This window comes from Actinosynnema sp. NPDC023794 (assembly GCF_040639675.1).
Taxonomy (GTDB): Bacteria; Actinomycetota; Actinomycetes; order Mycobacteriales; family Pseudonocardiaceae; genus Actinosynnema; species Actinosynnema luteola.
On sequence record NZ_JBFAFR010000033.1, the window covers coordinates 63171 to 82016 of the forward strand.

General features: G+C 65.5%; 14 protein-coding genes. 6 read left to right on the forward strand and 8 right to left on the reverse strand.

All coding sequences use genetic code 11. The features are described from left to right. Nucleotides 1-41: 41 nt before the first annotated feature. The 3 genes from AB0H12_RS38330 to AB0H12_RS38340 form a co-directional block, all read right to left on the reverse strand. Entirely contained in the window at nucleotides 42-401 is a 360-nt protein-coding gene (locus tag AB0H12_RS38330; protein WP_499629764.1) for a helix-turn-helix domain-containing protein, read from the reverse strand. A 924-nt stretch (nucleotides 402-1325) separates the two neighbouring features. Beyond that, nucleotides 1326-2489 carry a hypothetical protein gene (locus AB0H12_RS38335; protein ID WP_499629766.1) on the reverse strand — a complete coding sequence of 388 codons (1164 nt, stop codon included), beginning with the start codon at nucleotides 2487-2489 and terminating at the stop codon, nucleotides 1326-1328. Further along, entirely contained in the window at nucleotides 2486-7684 is a 5199-nt protein-coding gene (locus AB0H12_RS38340; RefSeq protein ID WP_499629768.1) for an ATP-binding protein, read from the reverse strand. Before AB0H12_RS38340 ends, AB0H12_RS38335 begins: the two co-directional genes overlap by 4 nt. Nucleotides 7685-8438: 754 nt before the next feature. Here AB0H12_RS38340 and AB0H12_RS38345 point away from each other — a divergent pair. From AB0H12_RS38345 to AB0H12_RS38370, 6 genes are all read left to right on the forward strand, one after another. Next, nucleotides 8439-8690: a transposase gene (locus AB0H12_RS38345; RefSeq protein WP_499629770.1), complete on the forward strand. Its 252-nt coding sequence runs from the start codon at nucleotides 8439-8441 to the stop codon at nucleotides 8688-8690. Next, nucleotides 8687-9412, forward strand: coding sequence for an IS3 family transposase (locus tag AB0H12_RS38350; RefSeq protein ID WP_499629772.1), 726 nt, complete (start codon nucleotides 8687-8689; stop codon nucleotides 9410-9412). The genes AB0H12_RS38345 and AB0H12_RS38350 overlap by 4 nt, the downstream gene beginning before the upstream one ends. A gap of 486 nt (nucleotides 9413-9898) precedes the next feature. Continuing rightward, nucleotides 9899-10717: a reverse transcriptase domain-containing protein gene (locus AB0H12_RS38355; RefSeq protein WP_499629774.1), complete on the forward strand. Its 819-nt coding sequence runs from the start codon at nucleotides 9899-9901 to the stop codon at nucleotides 10715-10717. Between the two features lie 608 nt (nucleotides 10718-11325). Beyond that, nucleotides 11326-13929, forward strand: a complete 2604-nt coding sequence (locus AB0H12_RS38360) for a tetratricopeptide repeat protein (protein ID WP_499629811.1) — start codon at nucleotides 11326-11328, stop codon at nucleotides 13927-13929. A gap of 77 nt (nucleotides 13930-14006) precedes the next feature. Further along, the gene (locus tag AB0H12_RS38365) at nucleotides 14007-14306 is read left to right on the forward strand and encodes a transposase (RefSeq protein ID WP_499629776.1); all 300 of its coding nucleotides are present in this window, start codon (nucleotides 14007-14009) and stop codon (nucleotides 14304-14306) included. Then, nucleotides 14303-14821: an IS3 family transposase gene (locus AB0H12_RS38370; RefSeq protein WP_499629778.1), complete on the forward strand. Its 519-nt coding sequence runs from the start codon at nucleotides 14303-14305 to the stop codon at nucleotides 14819-14821. Before AB0H12_RS38365 ends, AB0H12_RS38370 begins: the two co-directional genes overlap by 4 nt. Before the next feature lie 31 nt (nucleotides 14822-14852). On the opposite strand, the gene AB0H12_RS38375 is transcribed toward AB0H12_RS38370, so the two are convergent. From AB0H12_RS38375 to AB0H12_RS38395, 5 genes are all read right to left on the reverse strand, one after another. Further along, nucleotides 14853-15209: an integrase core domain-containing protein gene (locus tag AB0H12_RS38375; RefSeq protein WP_499629780.1), complete on the reverse strand. Its 357-nt coding sequence runs from the start codon at nucleotides 15207-15209 to the stop codon at nucleotides 14853-14855. A gap of 259 nt (nucleotides 15210-15468) precedes the next feature. Beyond that, complete coding sequence (locus AB0H12_RS38380) at nucleotides 15469-15891, reverse strand: hypothetical protein (protein WP_499629781.1); 423 nt, start codon at nucleotides 15889-15891, stop codon at nucleotides 15469-15471. 2 nt (nucleotides 15892-15893) lie between these two features. After that, nucleotides 15894-17102, reverse strand: a complete 1209-nt coding sequence (locus AB0H12_RS38385) for a hypothetical protein (protein ID WP_499629783.1) — start codon at nucleotides 17100-17102, stop codon at nucleotides 15894-15896. Next, on the reverse strand, nucleotides 17099-17569 hold the full coding sequence (locus tag AB0H12_RS38390) for a hypothetical protein (RefSeq protein ID WP_499629785.1): 471 nt from the start codon (nucleotides 17567-17569) through the stop codon (nucleotides 17099-17101). The genes AB0H12_RS38385 and AB0H12_RS38390 overlap by 4 nt, the downstream gene beginning before the upstream one ends. 258 nt (nucleotides 17570-17827) lie before the next feature. Next, nucleotides 17828-18781 (reverse strand): integrase core domain-containing protein, encoded by a 954-nt coding sequence (locus tag AB0H12_RS38395; RefSeq protein ID WP_499629787.1) that lies wholly within the window; start codon nucleotides 18779-18781, stop codon nucleotides 17828-17830. Nucleotides 18782-18846: the final 65 nt, after the last annotated feature.

Consider the following 18846-nt stretch of genomic DNA (forward strand, 5'->3'; position numbering starts at 1 on the left):
CAGTGACGCTCCATATCCGTTGGAGAGCAACCGAAATGTGTTCAGGCCACCCCGCGCCGGAGGCGTGGGCCGCGGTTCTCATGCCCGGTCGCGCGGTCCCCTCGGGCGGGTCGAGATCCCCGTTGGACGACGGAGCGCAAGTCCGCGTCGGAGAACCGCAGATGCTTGCCCACCAACGTGCACGCGATCTCACGCCGTCCCGCCATCCGACGCAGCCACGACTCCCGCACCGCCAACAACCGGGCCGCCTCGGCAGGCGTGTGCAACAGCCTGAACGGGACCGCGACGACCGCGGCCTCGGACGAGGGCTCCGACTGCGGCGCCACCGGCTCGGGCACGTCGCCGGGCACCGAAGGGGAAGCGGTAGCGGCGAACAGGCGATCACCGTAGGGGTAGTCCACGCGGACCTCCGGGAGTGCAACGGGCGCGGACTCCGACGCCGCACCCTGTACACCCCTGAACTCCGCAAAAACGGGCCCGAAGGGACACGCGCAGGACAACTTTTGCCCTTGACCGATACCGACCGCGACCGCACTACTGGGGGTCAAGGGGTCGCAGGTTCAAATCCTGTCGTCCCGACGGTCTGAAGAAGCCCGCTCGATCTGGATGAAAGCCCAGGTCGGCGGGCTTTTTCGCGCGCCCGTTTCGATCTTGGGGCGATTATCCACAGTGGTCTGTACTGGTCGGTAACCGCGCGTTTGGGAGGATTCTGGGAGGATCGGTTTGCGCAGGGCGAAATGGGGTCGCGTTGGCTAAAGCGAATCGTGTCCTCCGTTCGGGTGTTCTTCCTGGTCGCGGTCGGCGCCTGCGGTGGCGATGTCCAGGCGGTCCAAGCTGTCGATCTCATGGATCGCGCGCTGGCACCTGATCCGATGGACGGTGCTGGTGTGGGGTTGACGCGGTGGTCCTCGGGCGGCGGTCGTCTGGATGGTGTTCAAGGAGCACAGCATGTTCGGGTTACGGGGACCGGGTCGTGTGGGCTTGGACGGGCAGGCCGCGCAGGCGCACCGCAGCGGTCGTAGCGCTCCGAGGTCGTGGTGTTGGCCGGTGGCTACGAAAGGCTCGGCGGTAGGTGCGCAGGTTCGAATCCCCGGCGGGAGTACCAAAGGATGGGAACGGGGCTGACCTGCGGATTCCCACCGGAAGCCTAGTAGTTGAATCGCGGTTCGAGTTGTCTTCGCAGCCGTGACGGCTACCTGGGGCGGGACGACCGCCTCGCCCCAGGTTGGCAGGCCCGATCGACAAGCCGCGAAACGCCTTCACGCCGCTCGTGCCCAACTGGTCGTCGTCCTGCACAATCGGCAACCTCATGCTGCATACGCGCTTCAGTCGCCGTCTCCGATCTCATGAGGGGACAGCGCAACCTCTCGATGGCTAGCGGTCACCCCCAACGCGAGCCTCTCCTCGCCGCAGGCAGCGGCCAGAACGTGGTAGAGATCCGGCCGAATGATCAGATCAGCACCACGGACAGCAGGCTCGAGCGTGCTGAAGTTGCCGTCGTGCACGAGGAACCCGCGCCACTGCCTGCCGACGATCGCGGGCCCGTTGTCATCGACCAGGACGTGGCGCAGTGCAGGCGTCTCGGGACGGAGCCCCAGCAGGGCGATCACTTCGACGCGGGGGACGAGGGTGAATCGTTGGAGGCCGATCCCCCGGTTGTGCGCTGGAGCACCGGGCTGTCCTTCATAGTCGACGATCGCAACCAAGGGACCTTGAACAGCGCTAAGGATTCTGCGCGCGCGTTCGGGATGAAGCCCTGGTACCAGGCGACCACAATCGACAACCCAGAGATCTGGCGCGGCTTGAGAGAACGGCATGCTTCCGGTGGGAGGTTGCTCCTCACAGATCTCAAGTCCGGTCGTGACGAGTACACGACGGGCGGCGATGTCGGGGTGACGGGTGGCAAGCGTCTTCTGCTGTTCGAACATCCCGAGCTGAACCCAGCCTTCGTACGGCTGTTCGCCGACACGCACCACCTTCTCGTCGCGCGCGAGTTGCCGGACTCCGGCAAGCGCGATCGATCCGGCGGGCGGCCAGTGAATATCCTTCTCCACCCAAGGGATTGGCAAGAGGGACCACTCGAGCTGACCTGTCCGGGTTGAAGGTCGGGGAACTCTGGACGCTTCGCTGCGCAGCGCCCACAGTGCGTCCGGCGCCAGGCCGTGCGCGAGATCCCTCTCAAAGCGGCGAGGATCTGGAACGAGGCGCTCCATCGCCGTCGCGGCTCGGATGCCAGCAGCACAGGTCTGAAGGTCGTCCTCGACGGCTTCTTCGTCAGCAAGGTAGGCGTCCGGGACTTGGTCCGACGAAGACGAACTCAGATGGTCGATTTGTTCCCCGAGACGCGAGCTGACACCGGCGATCCGCTGGGCGAGGCGGTCGACAACGGCCTCGCGCAAACCGAGAGGCTCGCCGGCCTCCTCGAAGCGGACGTCGAGAAACATCGACACGAGCCCTTCGGCTCGCTCTGACGGTGTCGGCGAGGTCATTCGCGCCCTCCCGGTGTGTGGCGGTGGACGGCACGAATCTTTGGTTCGGGTTCTGTCGCTGGTGGACGTGGTACTGGATGTCCCTGCACGTCGAGGACCTGGCTCGCGAGGGCGCGGACCGACAGACGCTCGTCGCGAGCCAGCAGTGTCAGCTCTGCCGCCATTTCGGCAGTAAGCGCGCCGATCGGCAGGTAGGTGTGGACGATGTCCAACAGCCATGTAGCGCGGCCGGCGTCCAAGTCAGAACGCAGCACGTTGATGAGCGCGGCTTGCGCGAGCGGAGGGCGGCACGTCACCAAGAGGGTCACGGCGATGAGTGTCCGCCGCAGTTCCTGTCGCTGGGGCCGGGCGATGGTGGCCAGGGCAAGCGTCGTCAGCGCGACGTCCATCGCTTGCTGGGAAGGAGGATTCTCGGTCGGCCGGTATGTGTGACCACCGCGTTCCGCCGTGCCTGGAAGGCGATGTTGCTGCACGGTGAACGCAGCTTCCCAACATGCGGTTGCTGTGTCATCTCGTGTGCTGTCTTGCGTCGCAGCGAACGCGGCAATCACGGCTTGCGTCACTCCGTATGTGCTCTGGGCATCAGACCGGACGGTTTGAACAACCGCCGCAGCGAGCGTGCGCTGTGCTGTGTCAGAGTCCAGCTCGTACGCCCTGCGCCACAGATCTGCGCGCTCTCGTCCCGCAAAGGCGCGCCAGCCTCCGCCGCCACGGATGTGAACGTATGCGAGCGTCAGGCAGTAGCTGGCGACCGTCTGCAAAGCATCGTTGTCGCCACAGCGCATGGCGATGCCCTCGCCGATCTCAGCAAACACCTTGTTGTCGCGGTACCAGCCAAGTTCGTGGGCGACGTCATCAAGTAGCTCGATGCCAAATCTTTGCCCATGGACCATGGTCGACTCGATGATACGCCACCCGATGACGTTCGTTGCGGTGTCGAGATCCCAACTGGTGGCGGCGTCGCCTCCATAACGCTGGGACTTCAGTTCGCGCGCTGCGAGGAGTGCCCCAGTCCGCCCCTCTGGAACAAAAGGACGTTGAGCATTCACGAGGCGCTTCTGCAACTGCAACGGGTCAGCTTTGGGACTGGGGCTCCATTCCAAGCTGTTCCGTGTCTGTTCTCGACGTGGAATCCGAGGTGCAAAAGCTGAGCCTCCGAGGTGGACTGCTGCGTCGACGAGTTCCGAGGAGACTACGGACTTGGACTGGTCGCTTGAGTACAGCATCGGTTGATCGTCATAAGTTGCCGTGATGTTGTTCGCGACGATGGTGAGCATCGTGTCGGACTGGTTCGTCTTGCCGAGTTCACTTCGGAGTCGGATGAGAAGGTGGAGGTCGGTTTCGGGGAAGCGCCACTCCGTGCCGAGGGTGAGGCGGAGAGCTGCGAGCACCATCGGGTCGGCGGTCATGATCAGGTTTGTGAGCAGTTCCGCGTGTGCGGTGTGCGCGCGTACGTCGTCGAACCCGATCTCGCTGAGCAGGACATCCGCGGCATCCATGGCGGCAGCTGTCGGATCGATTGCCGCGGCCTTCTCCCACCACTGATTCACGAAATGTGAGGTGCTGCGGCCGTTGGTGTGCTGCCGAACCAGGTATACAAGATCTACCAGCTTTCCCAAGCACGCCTGAGCGGTGAGGACGTTCACGTCCGCGAGATCGTCGAGACTGTCGATGATCTCGGCCAGAGTGGGATCTTTGTGCCCGCCGTAGCTCGCGAGGAGCAGGGATGCGCGACGCCAGCACTCGTCGACTTCGTCGATCGCGCCTGCTGCAAGGTAGATTCGGGCAGTCGCGAGTTCGAAGTTGGCTGTGACGCTGTACTGCGTGTGGCTGTCCCGGCGTCGGGCGCGGACGACGTTCAACAACGTGTGCACAGCGCCAGCGCCTATGTGGTCGGAGACACGAGCCAGGATCGCCAGGAGATCGTTGGTAGCGAGCGGCCCGTTTTCCGGCAGTCCGAAGTTGGTTGTAGTCGTGGTGCCGTCAGCTATCTCGACAAGGTGGACGAGCACAGCGTCGAGGTCCTTGGGACGAATGACGACGAGGGACTTCTCGATGACTTGGTGCACGAGCGGGTGAATCGAGTACAGGTCGCAGGCGCGTGGATCACCTGTGAACGGATGGGCTTCCGCAGCGAGGTCTGCAAGCGCGACTAGGACAGCGGTAGAGGCTGTTTCCGCGGTCGTGACGCCAGCGGCGACGTCATCCGCGATCCCGAGTGTCATGACGGCGTACCGCAGCCAGGCGCGGTAGAAGCCGACGCCACCAAGCTGGCCGACGTACCTGATAGGCGTTGCCCGATCCAGGACGTGCGCGAGAGTGAGGAGCGAAAGCCACCATTCGACGGTGCGGTGATCGACGCCTGGGCCTGCAAGGACGGCGCTGGTGGCGGCCTCGATGTCTGCTTCGAGATCGGTCGTCCCCAGGCCTGCCAGAACGTCGGCCGGGGGAATGCCGTACTTCAGATATGCAACGATATCGAGAGCAGGTGCCAGCGTCCACGCGAGGTGAGCGAGGTGAGCGGGGTCCGGAAGACCCGGCGTACCAGCCGCAGCGAGGTCGGCAAGTGTGACGTAAACCTGGGCGGCTTTGTCGGTGTTGGTCATCGCTGCAGCGACGTCAGGCATCGCACCCGTCGTGAGGCCTGCAGTGAAGACCTCGACGAGGTTCTCGAGCGTGGCCTTGTGGTCGAGTTCGAGGTTCGCGGCCACCTGCTCGGCCAGGTCCGGTGGGATGTCACCGCGCTGATTGCGGAGGCGAAGTTCACCAAGCTGTACGGCGAGGTGGACAGCACCGTCGTGGTCGGAGCCGGCGGTGCGTCGGCGACTCGGATCTGACTCGCGGGCGTCGAGATATGCCTTCCACGGAGCTGCCGCCCCGGCGCGGTCGACCGCAGCGCAAAGGCGAAGTCCCCACTCCTCGGAGAGCGTGGGTCGGCCCTCGTAAACGAGTCGTTCCGCTACCACATCGGCACCTACGATCGCGACCACGACGTCCGAGTACTCGGCAATCGAGTTCGCCAGCGAGTCAAGCTCGTAGGTGTCGATCGCCTTGCGGGTCTCGACACAGGTGATCAGCGTTGGCCAGTCAAGCCTCGCTTCACTTTCACGAGACACGGTGCCGACGACACGCTTAAGCGCCTCTGGTGGCTGGAACGCACGAATGCCCTCCGCGACGAACCCCGGCTGAACGAGTGCCTTCAGTTCGTCATACCGGCCCAGCTGAGCGAGCAACTCGGGGAGATGCCGAAACGCCCGTGCGTCGGCGAAGAACCCGCGCCCCGCAAGCCACACGGCTGCGTGTTCACGAACGGATGTGACCCATGCGATGTCCTTGTCGCGCAGGATGTAACGGCTGAAGCTCTCGTGATGGACGCGCAGGCCACCGAGACCCGGTAGTGAGGTCAGCACCGGCGCGAGGGTCTTCAGAGCAGGTTCTAGAAGTGGCTTCACGATCGGGGGCAGCAGTTCGCCGAGCTCGCTTGCCGACAAGGCGAAGTCGCACAGCGCGAGAGTGCCGATCGCAAGCATCTGGTCGCCGGTCACAGCGCTCAGCAGGTACTCGTAGTACGTGTCGATGTCGGTAGCCGTGTCGGGAACTCGTTTCAGCCTGCGCAGGAGATCCTGAACCGTGCCCGGGTCTCCGCCGTCAAGCGGTGAGGTGCGGCTCGCATACCGGCACAGATAGGTGGCGTACAGCGCGTTGCCGCCTGATCGCTCGTGGAGCAGATCGACGACTGCCTGTTCGCTCTCCCCTAGCGGACCGACTCTCGCAGAGTCGGTGAAGAGGCCGTGCTTGGTGGCGAGAACCCGCATCTCCGACCACGACATGCGGGGCATCTGAACTGGAACGCCTGAAGACGGTCTTGCGTTGGCCAGGTGAGAACCGGGTTGGCTGGCGATGAGCACGCAGACGCCGGCCGGGAGGTCGATCGCGGTGAGCTGATCGACCAGGTGAAGTGACGGGTCTGTCCGCCAGCCGGCCGATCTGCCGAGGACCCGGTCGACGTGGTCGAGCCCGTCGACGATGAGGAGCACGCTCTGGCCGGGGCGTGCCTTGCGGCAGTTTCGGAGTGCCGAGGTAAGAGCCTCGGGTGTCGCGGCAAATCTGGGACGCAGGTCCGCGGTGGCCTCGGGCACGTGTTGCTCAAGCTGTCGCAGAAGGCTACCGATGACGACGTCGGCGAGGACGCGTTGCTCACGGCTGGTGTCGGTTGCGCCGAGCCAGCAGTGGTGTCGAGCGACGACCCAGCCTTCGTCGCGATACGTGTCCGCGAGTTGTTCGCACAGCCAGGACTTGCCGGCGCCAGGCTCGCCGGTCACGACGACGCGGCCACCGTTCGGGGCCACGACGTCAACCTGCTGACGTACTTCGGCGCTTGCGTCAGCCCTCGGTACGACCACGGCCGCTTCGACGGGGTGTCCTTCGGCGACAGCACCGAAGTCGGTCGCAAGTCCGACCTGAGGCAACACGTGTTCTCGTGCTACGTGACCGTCGAGTGCTCGTGAGCCGGTAGCCGCGTGGGTCAGGGCGAGGGCCACGTAGTCAGGTGAGACGTGGGCGTTGGGGGTGCGGCCCGCGCCGAGTTCTTCGGTGACGCGCCAGAGGAGCACGCGCTCAGCGGGGCCGGGTGCGGAGAAGTCGATCGTCGAGGCCGGAGCGCTGGTGTCGATCGTGAGGCGTTCGCACGCCGCGTGGATCTCCTGCGCTGTGAAGGTGGACAGCTTTTTCTGCCAAAGGGATTTCGCCTGCAAGGCTGTCGGGTTGAACTTGAACCTGACCGTGCTGAGGCCGGGCAACGGATCACCGGGGTCGTTCGCCGCGTTCGTCGGTTCAAGGACCTCGGCGAGCTGTGCGTCCGGCCTGCCGTCGCGGAGGACGACCCGGTACTCAGTGCCGGGGTGCCGGCCCAGGTCGGACAACAAAGACGTGAACAGCAGGTCGATGCGGAGGCTTCTCCCATCTGCCGAGAAGCTGTCTTTCGACAGCTCACGATCCTGTGTCGTGTGCTTGATCTGAATGCGGACTCGCTCACCGGTCCGGTAGCCGATGGTCAGATCGTCGAAACGGTCACCTTTGAAACCCTTGGTGTCGACCGCGAAGCTTTCGGTCGTGCCTAGCACGAGGTCGACGAGCGCGATACCCGTGATGAGGTCCTGGTACGCGTAGCCGTAGTGCGTCGACCTCAGGTCCATGTGCTTCCTTAGTCTGCCTCGAGCCAACGTGCTGGCCCGACCGAAGATGAGGTTCGTCAGCTCGGGCTGCTCGATGATGGCACGTGGGGCCGACAAGGTTGCGCTGTCAGGGCTGAGTCCGCACTACTGGAACCGACACAACACCGTGCACTGGGCAGAAGAGTGGTCCGATGCGAGTCGCTAGAGCGATCGCTGCGGACCGCCGCGCTCTGGAAGCGGACGACGCCGTGGTCTGTGTGTCGTTGACACGTAACCAGATCCGCCATCAGCAGCAACCTGGCGTGTGTCGCAGCATTGTGAGGTCCGTGAGGGCGTCGACGAATGCCGCCTGCCCAGGGGAGCCGTGGGGCCGGACCTCGGGCGGGAGTACCAAAGGATGGGAACAGGGCTGACCAGCGGTTTTACACCGGCAGTCTGGTGGTGGAGTCAAGTTTCGGGCTGTCCGCACCCGAGTAGCCGCCCGTGGGGGACGGGGCGGGGCTCCGCCCTGTCCCGTCCCACGTGGGGCGTTGCCTCTTAAGCCGGGCAAGCGCAGGGCTGTATCAGCCAGCGGGGAAGGCAGCCGGGGCCGGGTAGTTAACGTTTTCGCTGGTCACGCGACCGAGCTGCAGGAGTCACGACGCAGGTGAGGTTCCCCCGGTAGCCCGGTGGCTTTCCAGACATGGTCCGATAGGGCCTGAAGGGAGTCGTCCGTGGCACCACCGAAGAAGTACCCCGAGGAGCTGAGGTCCCGTGCGGTCCGGCTGTACCGGGAGTGTCGGACCCCAAGCCGGTGATCCGGCGCCTGGCCGAGCAGCCGGGCGTGCACCACGAGGCGCTGCGGAACTGGATCCGGCAGGACGAGGCCGACCGCGGCGAGCGGGACGACCGGCCCACCGCGACCGAGTCGGAGGAGCTGCGCCGCCTCCGTAAAGAGAACGCGGAACTCAAGCGGGCCAACGAAATCCTCAAGACCGCGTCCGCGTTTTTCGCGGCGGAACTCGACCCGACCCGGCGACGGTCGTGAAGCTCGTCGAGCAGCTTCGCGGCCGCTTCGGGGTCGAGTTCGTCCTCCGGGTCCTCGGTGTCGCCTCGTCCACCTACCACGGCTGGGTGGCCCGGCAGGCCGACCCGTCCCGCCGTGAGCGCGAGAACGAGGCGGTCACCACCGAGATCATCGACATTCACGCAGCCTCGGGCGGCACCTATGGCAGCCCGCGGGTGCACCAGGTGCTGCGGCGTCGGGGTGTCCGCGTGTCGCGCAAGCGGGTCGAGCGGCTGATGCGCCAGGCCGGACTGCAGGGCGCCTTCCTGCGTAAACAGTGGCGCACACCGTCGACCAGGCGGGATCCACGAGCCGCACCGGCGCCCGATCGGGTGAACCGGGACTTCACCGCGCCCGCGCCGGACCGGTTGTGGGTCGCCGACGCCACCCGGATCCGCACCGGCGAGGGCACCTTCTGGCTCGCGGCCGTCCGCGACGCCTTCTCCAACCGGATCGTCGGCTGGAAAACCAGCGACCGCTGCGACACCGACCTCGTGCTCGGCGCCCTGGAATACGCCATCTGGTCCCGCGACGTGCGCGACGGGCAGCTGATCCACCACAGCGACCGCGGGTCGACCTACACGGCCTTCCGATTCACGCAACGGTTGGCAGACAACGGGATTCTGCCGTCGATGGGGTCTGTCGGCGACTCGTATGACACTCAGTCCAGGATCATAGGTGAGGGTCACCGCTCGGGAGCTTGACTCGTCATATGAGTGGCTTCGTGGGTGGTGCCGGTGGATGATGGGTATGGACGCCGCTTCGGAGTCTGACCCGTGTTACGACGGGCCCTTCGGGTGCCGATGCGTTGATCTGTCGGCTTCGGAGCGGTGTCCCTCGCCGCGATCGCGGCCTCGCGTGCGTGACCCGATAGGGGCGTTGCCCTGCATGGTGAGTGTCCTGTCCGCGGGCGGACCGCCGATCGCACCTCCGGTCGTCTCCAACGGACAGGAATCGCGTGTCTGCAACCTGTGTTGTCACCCTCGGCGTCGACACCCACAAGGATCTCCATGTCGCCGTCGCGCTGGACCAGCTCGGGCGCCGACTGGGTATCGCCGAATTCCCCACCGACGACGCCCACCACCGGGCATTGTGGGGCTGGGCCGCGGGCTTCGGCGAACTCCGACAGGCCGGCGTGGAGGGCACCGGCAGCTTCGGCTACACGTGCGGTGTCTGGGAGGAGGGGCCCGGTGAGTGTCGGTCAGGCTAGTTCCACCGCGTCGGGGTCCACTATGGACTCGGTTCGTGCCTTGCAGCACGCGCTTTACCGGTCGGCCAAGACTGATCCGGGACGACGGTTTCATGCGCTGCGGGACAAGGTCTATCGCAGAGACGTCCTGTGGCGGGCGTGGGCGGCGGTGCGCCGAAACGATGGCGCGCCGGGTATCGATGGAACCACCCTGGCCGACATCGAGGAGTACGGCGTCGATCGGCTCCTGGGCGAGGTTGCCGAGGAGTTGAGGAACGGACAGTGGCGGCCGTCGCCGGCCCGGCGGGTGTTGATTCCCAAGCCCGGTACGAGTGAGCAACGTCCGTTGTCCATTCCTTCGGTCCGTGGCCGCATCGTGCAAGCGGCGCTGAAGATCGTGCTCGAGCCGATCTTCGAAGCCGGGTTTCTGCCGTGCAGCTTCGGGTTCCGTCCGAAGAAGTCGGCGCACGACGCCCTCCAGGTCTTGATCGACGAGTCCTGGCAGGGTAGGCGATGGGTGGTGGAGACGGATATCTCCGACTGTTTCGGGGCGATTCCGCACGAGAAGTTGATGCAAGCGGTCGAGGAACGCATCTGTGACCAGGGTGTGCTGCGGCTTCTGCGTGCGATGCTGCGCGCCGGTGTCATGCAGGATGACCAGGTCCGGCGGTCGGTCACCGGTACTCCGCAGGGCGGGGTGGTGTCCCCGTTGCTGGCCAACGTCTATCTGCACCGGCTCGATCGGGTCTGGTCAGAAGACGAACACGGGTGTGCTCCCTTCGGAGAAGCGGTAGGTGCTGGACAAACCCCGGAGCAGTAGAAATTCCCTGGCGGGCTTTATCCTCGTCCACCGCCATGTGACCGGCACCGGCGCCGGTGCCGTCTCGGCCTGGCTGAGACGGCACCGGCGCACCGGGTTCTCCCCGCCGCCGCACCTGCAATCGGCATGGGCTTCATTCGCGGCGGTGGCCCGGGCCTTGATTCCGGCATAGCTCCAGAGCGGTTCGGCGACACCGCCGTCGTATGGAGTCGCTCGGCGGTCGGGTCAATCCCGAGCAGGCTCGCAGACAGTGCGTGCGGCCCGGTGCGACGCTGAACGGCACCGTGCTGGGAGGGCCGCTGCTCGGTCGTGCTGTCGTCGTGTCGGCCGTCGTGGCCGGCTTCGTGGCCGGCTTTTCGAGTTTCGTTGTCCCGCTTGGCTCTGGCGGTCTGAAGAGGCCCCAGCAGGGCAGCTTGAAGTGGCCCCGCCTCGGAGACCGCACGCATTGTGACGAGATGTCTCGGAGCGCGTCTCCCGCATCGCGGCATGAACGTTCGGTGAATGCGTCTTGCGTGGGTGAGGTGACCGCATTAGTGCGTTGTCGTCGAGATGGGTTTGGGTTGTGGTGTGGGTGATCGGCTGGCCGTGGTGTCGACGGGGCGGTGGGGATGGGTGGTGAGGCGGGGCGGGTGATCCAGTCCGCCGAGGTGTCGGGGCGGTCGGTGGTGTTGCAGGCCGGTCGGGATGTCACGTTCCACGGTGATGTAGTGGTGGGTGGTCACGGTGTGCAGGGGATGGAGTCGGTGTCGCCGCCGTCGGGGGTGGGCCGGGTGCCGGTGTCCTCGGGGGTGTTCGTGGGTCGGGACGGGGAGTTGGCGCGGTTGGACGCGGCGCTGGCCGGGTCGGGACGTGCGGTTGTGGTGGCGGTGCATGGTTTAGGAGGGGTGGGCAAGAGCACTCTGGCCGCGCGCTTCGCCGAGCGGCACGCCCGCCGGTTCGCGCCGGTGTGGTGGGTGACGGCGGACTCGCCGGCCGCGATCGACACCGGTCTGGCCGACCTGGCGGTGGCGCTGGTGCCCGAGTTGGCGGGAGTGCCGTTGGAGCGGCGGACCGAGTCGGCGGTGCGGTGGTTGGCCGCTCAGGACGGTTGGTTGCTGGTGCTGGACAACCTCACCGTCCCGGCCGATGTGGCGGGGTTGTTGGCGCGGGTGCGTACGGGCACGGTGCTGATCACCAGCCGGCGGGGCGGCGGCTGGGGCGGGGTGGCCGAGCCGGTGCCGCTGGACGTGCTGCCCGCGGAGCAGGCCGTGGAGCTGCTGAACCGGATCGTGCGCGCGGAGTGGCCGGAGGCCGACCTCACGGGCGCTGACCGGCTGTGCGCGGAGTTGGGGTGGCTGCCTCTTGCGGTCGAGCAGGCCGGCGCCTATATCGCCCAAACTCGGATCACCCCGGTCGCCTACCTGGAGCTGCTGGCGAGGATTCCGGCGCGGATGTTCACCGCGACCGCAGAGGGCGGGGACGCCCCGCGCTCCATGGCCCGGATCTGGCACGTCACCCTCGACCGCCTCGCCGACACGCCCCTGGCCAGCCAGTTGCTGCGACACCTGGCCTGGTACGCCCCCGACGCCATCCCCCGCGCGCTGGTCGCGGGCGCGTTCGACGAGCCGGACCTGTCGGAGGCGCTGGGCCGGTTGGCCGCCTACAGCATGATCACCCTCACCGGCGACACCATCGGCGTGCACCGCCTGGTCCAAGCCGTCACCCGCACCCCCGACCCGACCGACCCCCACCGCCAACCCACGGACATCGCCCACGCCCGCGAGACCACCACCGCTGCCCTCACTGCAGCCCTCGCCGGAGCCGACCACCGTCTGCCCGCCGACTGGCCCGTCTTCCGGGCGGTGCTGCCCCACGCGCGGGCACTGCTCGGCCGCACCGACACCGACACCGACACCGAATCGCTCTGCGAACTCGCCGACCGCCTCGGCCTCTACCTGGACGGCCAGGACGACACCACCACAGCCGTCGCTGTGTTCACCCGCGCCGTCCACGGCCGCCAACGCCTCCACGGCCCCGACCACCCCGACACGCTGGCCTCGCTCAACAACCTGGCCTGCGGCTACCGGTCCGCGGGTGACCTGGGGCGTGCGATCCCGCTGTTCGAGGCGACGCTGGCTGATCGGCAGCGGGTGCTGGGCCCGGACCACCCCGACACGCTGACCTCGCTCAACAACCTGGCCTACGCCTACCGGTCTGCGGGTGACCTGGAGCGTGCGGTCCCGCTGTTCGAGGCGACGCTGGCCGATTTCGGGCGGGTGTTGGGTCCGGACCACCCGCACACGCTGATCTCGCGCGACAACCTGGCCTGTGCATATGAGTCGGCGGGTGATCTGGGGCGTGCGGTCCCGCTGTTCGAGGCGACGCTGGCTGATCGGCAGCGGGTGCTGGGCCCGGACCACCCCGACACGCTGACCTCGCTCAACAACCTGGCCTACGCCTACCGGTCTGCGGGTGACCTGGAGCGTGCGGTCCCGCTGTTCGAGGCGACGCTGGCCGATCGGCAGCGGGTGCTGGGCCCCGACCACCCCAACACACTGACCTCACGCAACAACTTGGCCGGCTCCTACCGGTTGGCGGGTGACCTGGAGCGTGCCATCCCGCTGTTCGAGGCAACGCTGGCCGATTTCGAACGGGTGCTTGGCCCCGACCACACACACACGCTGACTTCACGCGACAACCTGGCCCGCGCCTACGAATCGGCGGGTGATCTGGGGCGCGCGATCCCGCTGTTCGAGGCAACGCTGACCGACCGGCAGCGAGTGCTGGGCCCCGACCACCCCAACACACTGATCTCGTTGAACAACCTGGCCTACGCCTACCGGTCGGCAGGTGACCTGGAGCGTGCGATCCCGCTGTTCGAGGCAACGCTGGCCGACTACGAGCGCGTGTTGGGCCCGGACCACCCGCACACGCTGATCTCGCGGAACAACCTGGCCCGCGCCTACGAATCGGCAGGTGATCTGGAGCGTGCGATCCCGCTGTTCGAGGCGACGCTGACCGACCGGCAGCGAGTGCTGGGCCCCGACCACCCCAACACACTGACCTCACGCGTCAACCTGGCTGGCGCCTACTATGCGGCGGGTGACCTGGGACGCGCCATCCCGCTGTTCAAGGAAACCCTGGCCGATGCCGAGCGGGTGCTGGGCCCCGACCACCGCGTGACCAGAACGATCCGCTCGAACATTGAGAACACAACAAGCGGCCACGCCTGACCGGGACTTGACCCTGGATGTTGGGCACCAGACACACTTGGATCCTGACGATCCGGGTGGACAGGAGTCCCGTTCAGATGGTGATGAAGCACTACCCGCCGGAGTTCCGGGCCGAGGCGGTCGCGCTGTACCGGTCCCGCCCCGGCGCGACGATCAAATCGGTGGCCCAGGACCTCGGGGTCAACCACGAGACGCTGCGCAACTGGATCCGCCTCGACGACGCACAACGCACCGGAGCACCCACTGCGAGCGCCTCGGCGCCAGCCTCGCCGGAGGACGAGAACGCCGCGCTGCGCAGGCGGATCCGCGAGCTGGAGGAGGAACGCGACATCCTGCGCAAGGCAGCCCGGTATTTCGCAGGGGAGACGCGCTGGTGAACCGCTTCGGGTTCGTCTCCGAAAACCGACGCCAATATGGCGTGAAGCGGTTGTGCCAGGTCATCGGGGTCGCCCGGTCCAGCTACTACCACTGGAAGGCCACCGCGCCCGACCGGGCCGCCCGCGTCGCGGACGATGCGCGCCTGGCCGACCGCATCCGGGTGATCCATCGCGAGTCCGCCGGCACCTACGGCGTCCCGAGGATCACCGCCGAACTGCGCGACACCGGAGACCGCGTCAACCACAAGCGCGTGGCCCGCGTGATGCGCGGCATCGGCCTGGCCGGGCTGCGGCTGCGCCGCCGGCACCGCACCACCCTCGCCGACCCGACGGCGGTCAAGGCCTCCGACCTGCTCGGACGCGACTTCACCGCCGAGATGCCCAACACCCGCTACGTCGGCGACATCACCTATCTGCCGATCGCCGACGGCACGTTCCTCTACCTGGCCACCGTGATGGACCTGTGCTCGCGCCGCCTGTGGGGTGCCAAAAGCCAGCCAAATAGCCTGACCTGAGCTTATGTCGCTTTGGGTTCGTACTCGTTGATCAGGCCGCCGAGGACTGGTCGGCGACGTATCGAGGTCCAGCCCGGCTCTGCGGTCGGATGGTCCGGCCGTGGTGTTGTAGGGCTTGGTGTGGTCGGCGGTGGTTGTAGTGGGTCGCGCAGTGGTTCAGGACCGCTCGCAGGTGGTGTTGGTTGATGATGAGCAGTCGGTCGGTGGCTTCTCGTCTGACGGTGCCGATGAACCGTTCGGCGTGGGCGTTGGCTCGTGGACACCGTGGCGGGATCTTCACGACTTGGACGCCTGCGCCGGAGAGGGCCGTGTCGAACGAGGCGGTGAACTGGCCGGCTCGGTCGCGGATGAGGAACCGGAAGTCGTCTGCCCGGTCACCGAGGTCCATCAATAGATTGCGGGCTGGTTGGATGGTCCATGCCCCGTCGGGGTTCGTGGTAGCGCCGAGGGATGTGGACGTAGATCGGGTCCTAGCCGTGTTCACGCTTGATCAACCCTTCAAGGCGCTCGTCGGTCTCGGATCCTGCTCCTTGAACGAGTCGTCGACGGCAGCAGGGATCATGAAAAAACCGGACTGCTGATATCACCCCGATGAAGTCGGTGCCACGCCAACCGGCTTCACCCACACGGTCGCTCGTGGTGCTCCGTCAGTCAGCGAGGAGTGCTCGAGCTTGTGCGACGAGCGTAGAGTTGGATGAATCGTTCATGAGCCCGCCACCGGAACCTGCGGAATCAACAATCCCTTCAGCAAGAACTCGCGAAGCACGTCGCTCCGACTTGGCCGCCGCGGTAACCGCCTCCTTCACCTGCTCGGCGGTCTGGGCCTCCTTTTTGGCCTCCTCCACCTTACCGCGCTGCACCTGCGTGCCAAAGAAGTATCCCGCAGCAGAAAAAGCGACCGCCTCCACTCCGGAAAAAAGATAAATCGCTCGTGCCCAGGCTGTTTCGCCAAGGTCTAGGCGGCCGAGCATGTACAGGACGAACAGTCCGAACCCGGCGAGTATGAGAATTCCCATAATGGGTGCCACGAGGCCCTGGGTAGACATATTCAATTTCTTCGATGTCATCATTACTATCTCCGTTCTACACGGTCCACCGGAAGGTGTGAATTTCTGCCCTCAATCGACGCATAGGCAAGCCCGAGCGGATTAAGGTCGCGAAGCATAAAGGTTCGGGTAGCTTCGAGAAGAGCAACGCTCAGCGAGCATCCGCCAGCCAATTTGCCGATCAACTCGGCACCGAACTCGCCTCCGAAGCAGGTAGGCATGTCTACTAGCGGGCCGACCGTTCCGACGGCACCCTTGGCGCGAAGAAAATCTATCACGGTCGATGGATGTGCAGCGTTCACAACACCGCCTTGACAGGCGTTGATGAACGCTATCGGGGCAGTGGAAAAGCGTGTCTTGAGTCGACGTAGGACGACCTCAAAAAATTGAGCGTGAACCGGCTTACGGTGCAAGATCAATTCTTGCACTGCCCGCCCGCCGGTAGCATCACGAAATCTTCCGTGACAGAACGCATAGATGAGTGCCGCCTCATCGGTCGCTATTGCGCGACCAAAATCGATCTCGTCGTCTGCGAACTGCAATTCCAGTCCCAACCTTGACTCGAGCGCCCGCTGGACATCGGCGCGCCCGCCCGGAAGCTTGCTGAATCCAGGATGCATTGCAATTGGTACAATCCTACCATGAGACCGTCTCGGAGGACTGGTGATAAGTGGTTGATGGTCGACAACGCCGACCATGCCAAGAAATCCATTCGGAGCGACGCTTCCCGGTTGATCGTCAAAGGCGACTTCTCGATCTGGAACCTTTGGATCAGCGTATAGCATACGCCACGGGAACAGGGTGTCTGACATGAACACGAGGGCACGCCGATCAGATTCGATCTTATTGATATGTCGCTCGATCAGGCTCTCGACGACATCCCGCATCGGCTGACCGATCGCTTCGAGGATTCTCAATAGAACGAGATTTCCATGAGCGGCCAATACTGTGCGGAGCCGTCCGGCTTCCGACTCTTCCTGGTGTAGCGAGCGCTGCATGGGTGTATCCGCGTTCGTTACGCCGATCTCGCCTTGCCAAGCCTGCAGTAGTTCAAGCGCCATTTCGTCCAGTTCGTCGGAGCTGATACTGAACGGCGCCGCTATGTAAGATCCGCGGGAGTTGACGACCCACGCACGTGGCTGCGTCGTGTTCTTCGTCTCTAGGGCGATGAGGTCGTGGCCGGGATCGGTTGGGTCTCGAGGCGCCGAACGCAGCCCGGCAGATGGGCCGGTCATTTTCTCGACCTCCGCACTTTGGTCGATTCCAGCGCGTTCCTCAAGATTCGCGCAAGGCTCGGGTCCGGATGCGCCGGTGGCACGATGACGTTGAGTCGGGCTAGGGCTGTCAACGTTCGAGCGTCGTACACCGATATTTCGACGCTTATCTTGTTAACGGTGCGTGTCTTGAGTCCGAAATCGATCGCAAGGGGCTGACCAGCCTTGCTTTCAACCACTTGTATCCGGTGTTTCAAGACCGCGCCAGGTGCGTCGAGAACCACAATGGACTGCCGCTGGGACTGCTGCGCGCCGCAAGGTGGGTCAACAGTCACGGTCACTACCCCATGATCGCGCGACTGCCTACTAGCGGTAGCCATGGCCGCTCCGAAGATCTGCCTCGCCAGTTGAATGGCTGCAGTCGCATCGCTGGCCACGGCACGCTCGCCGCACATGGCCAGCGTCAACGCCGAGACGATCACTACCACGGTGAGGATTATTGGGACGGTAGGCATCGCATCACCCACTTACGTCGTACCAGTTAGTCGCAAGTCGACATGGTGGTGTTACACGCCGATTGATGGGCCTGGTCGGCGTACAACCAGCAGAGTCGTGCGGGTTCGAGGTAGCAGCCTGTTCGCGCCGTACAGCTTGATCACCCCATCGGCCTGGCGGTGGAGATCGTGGTTGCGGCGTAGACTTACCCTGTGGGGTGTCAAAAGTCGGCCACAGGACCTGACCTGGGTTTATGCTGCTGTGGGTTCGTAGTCGTTGATCAGGCCGCCGAGGACTGGTCGGCGGCGTATCGAGGTGTAGCCCGGCTCTGCGGTCGGTGGGTCTGGTCGTGGTGGTGCGAGTTGCAGTGCTCGGTGGGGTCGTCGGTGGTTGTAGTGGGTCGTGTAGCGGTTCAGCACCGTGCGCAGGTGGTGTTCGTTGATGATGAGCAGGCGGTCGGTGACTTCGTGTCTGACGGTGCCGACGAACCGCTCGGCGTAGGCGTTGGCTCGTGGACACCGTGGTGGGATCTTCACGACCTGGATGCCTGCGCCGGAGAAGACCGCGTCGAACGAGGCGGTGAATTGGCCGGCCCGGTCCCGAATGAGGAACCGGAGGTCGTCTGCCCGGTCTCTGATGTCCATGAGCAGGTTGCGGGCTTGTTGGGTGGTCCATGCTCCGTCTGGGTTGGTAGTGGCGCCGAGGATGTGGACGTAGCGGGTGGCGACCTCTATCACGAAGAACACGTAGACCCGCTTGAGGGTGACGGCACAGTCGACGTGGAAGAAGTCGCAGGCCAACATGCTCGCGGCCTGGGCGCGCAGGAATCGCCGCCACGACGTGTCGGTGTCGCGCTCGGGTGCGGGCGGTATGCGTAGGCGCTTGAGCACGCGGCGGATGGTCGAGGCGGCTACCCGGTAGCCGAGTTTGAGCAGTTCGCCCTGGATCCGGCGGTAGCCCCAGCCGGCGTTCTCCCGGGCCATCCGCTCGATCAACGCCACCGCGGCATCGTCGATCGGTGGTCGGCCGGTGCGGTTCGGGTAGGTCCACTTCTTCGCGACGAGGCGTCGGTGCCATCGCAGGACGGTGCCCGGCGTCACCAGCCGGTGGTGTCGTAACCAGTCGGGTAGGCGTCGCACCAACGCGGCGAGCACCGCACGATCGGCCCAATCCAGTCGCGGGCGAGGGTTGGTCCGGCGCAGCACGGCGACTTCGTGCCGCAGTACCAGCAACTCGACGTCCTTGGCCGCGGAGGACCGGCCGAGCAGGA

Coding starts and splice junctions, on each gene's coding strand:
- AB0H12_RS38335 (WP_499629766.1), bottom strand. CDS start 2,489: ATGACCTCGCCGACACCGTCAGAGCGAGCCGAAGGGCTCGTGTCGATG.
- AB0H12_RS38340 (WP_499629768.1), bottom strand. CDS start 7,684: ATGGACCTGAGGTCGACGCACTACGGCTACGCGTACCAGGACCTCATC.
- AB0H12_RS38360 (WP_499629811.1), top strand. CDS start 11,326: ATGGGTGGTGAGGCGGGGCGGGTGATCCAGTCCGCCGAGGTGTCGGGG.
- AB0H12_RS38365 (WP_499629776.1), top strand. CDS start 14,007: ATGGTGATGAAGCACTACCCGCCGGAGTTCCGGGCCGAGGCGGTCGCG.
- AB0H12_RS38375 (WP_499629780.1), bottom strand. CDS start 15,209: ATGGACCTCGGTGACCGGGCAGACGACTTCCGGTTCCTCATCCGCGAC.
- AB0H12_RS38380 (WP_499629781.1), bottom strand. CDS start 15,891: ATGATGACATCGAAGAAATTGAATATGTCTACCCAGGGCCTCGTGGCA.
- AB0H12_RS38385 (WP_499629783.1), bottom strand. CDS start 17,102: ATGACCGGCCCATCTGCCGGGCTGCGTTCGGCGCCTCGAGACCCAACC.